This window comes from Corallococcus sp. 4LFB (genome assembly GCF_046520365.1).
In the GTDB taxonomy this organism is placed as follows: domain Bacteria; phylum Myxococcota; class Myxococcia; order Myxococcales; family Myxococcaceae; genus Corallococcus; species Corallococcus caeni.
In genome coordinates this window covers 1-1464 of record NZ_JBKGHJ010000970.1, presented here as the reverse complement: position 1 = coordinate 1464, position 1464 = coordinate 1, and the positions used below count along the sequence as shown (strand labels likewise).

Sequence of the window (1464 nt, the reverse complement as noted above, 5' to 3'; positions counted from 1 at the left end):
CATCCGCAGCGCCGCCTCGATCTCGCCGAGCTCCACCCAGCCGCCGGCGATGCGCATCCGTCGCGGCGGCTCCAGGACCTCCAGGGCGCCGTCGGCGCGCCGGCGTGCCAGCTCACCCGTGCGGTAGAGCCGCTCGCCCTCCACGAAGGGGGATGGCAGGAAGTCTCGTGCCGTGGAGTCCGGCCGTGCCGCGTAGCCGCGCGCCCATTCGGCACCGCTCACGTACAGCTCGCCATACACGCCCGGCGGCAGCGGCATCAGCCGCCGGTCCAGGACGTAGGCGCGCAGCCCCGGCGCGGTCAGGCCGATCAGCGCACCCCGGGCGTCTGGCGGCAGTCTGACCATGCCGTACACGCTCACGTCCTCCGGCGCGGCCGCCTCCGCTGATTCCTCCCCCGGCGCGAGCAGCAGCCGGGCGCCAGCGGCGAGCGGTCGCAGCAGGCTCTGCACGGACGGCTCGAAGCCGAAGGCCTCTGGGGGTGGCTCCCCTGCGGCGCCAGGGGGCCGCGCCATCATCATGGCCACCTGGTTCGCCAGCCCGCGGTGCGTGAGCATCAGCAGGCGGGCCACGGCGGACGCATCCCAGGTGACGGTCAGGCACGCGAGCTGGCCGGGGTGCGCCACCCTGTCCACGGGCGTATCCGGCAGGGCCGCGATGCGCTCCGCCAGCCCGGTCAGGTCCAGCGCGGGGCAGCCGTCTCGCGCCAGCGCATCGGCGTAGCCGTCCGTGCCGAGCACGAGCGCCGCCGCGCCCTGGGCAAGCAGCTCACCCAGGCGCTCGGGTGGATGGGCAGGGTCCAGCGGAAGGCAGGCCAGGCCCGCCTTCAGGATGCCCAGGCAGGCCGCGAGCGTTGCCGGCGACCGCTGCATCACCAGGCCCACCGCGCTTTCGGGTGCGAGGCCCAGCGTGCCCAGGTATCGGGCCAGCCGGTTCGACCACGCGTCCAGCGCGCCGTAGCCCAGGGATTCGTCGTCCCAGACCAGGGCGATGGCGTCCGGGGCATGCCGTGCCTGCCGCGCGACCTGCCGGTGCAGACAGTCGGCTTCCGGTCCGGACGCGGTGGCGTTCCACTCGACCAGCAGTTGGTGCCGCTCCGCATCGCCCAGCAGCGCGAAGCCGGACAACGCCTGGTCTGGCTCGGCCACGGCCGCCGCGAGCAGCGCGACGTAGTGCGTGCCGAAGCGCTCGATGGTCGTGCGGTCGAAGAGGTCCGTAGCGTATTCGAACTGGCAGACGACGTCGTCGTCATGCCCATGCAGTCGCAGCATCAGCTCGAACCGCGCGCTCACCTCGTCACTCTCCAGGACCTCGGTGCGCAGGCCCGGCAGGTTCACGAAGCCCTGCGGGTCCTCGGTGAGGAAGGAGTTGATCATCACCTGGAAGAGGGGAGGGCGGGAGAGGTCGCGCACGGGGTTGAGCTGCTCGACGAGCTTCTCGAAGGGCAGGTCCTGGTGCGCGTAGGC

At 72.8% G+C, this 1464-nt stretch carries 1 protein-coding gene; it reads right to left on the bottom strand.

Annotated features, from left to right (window positions below):
- Positions 1 to 1464 (bottom strand): AMP-binding protein (locus tag ACLEQD_RS43260; RefSeq protein ID WP_410391770.1); only part of this gene is annotated, 1464 nt, incomplete at both ends.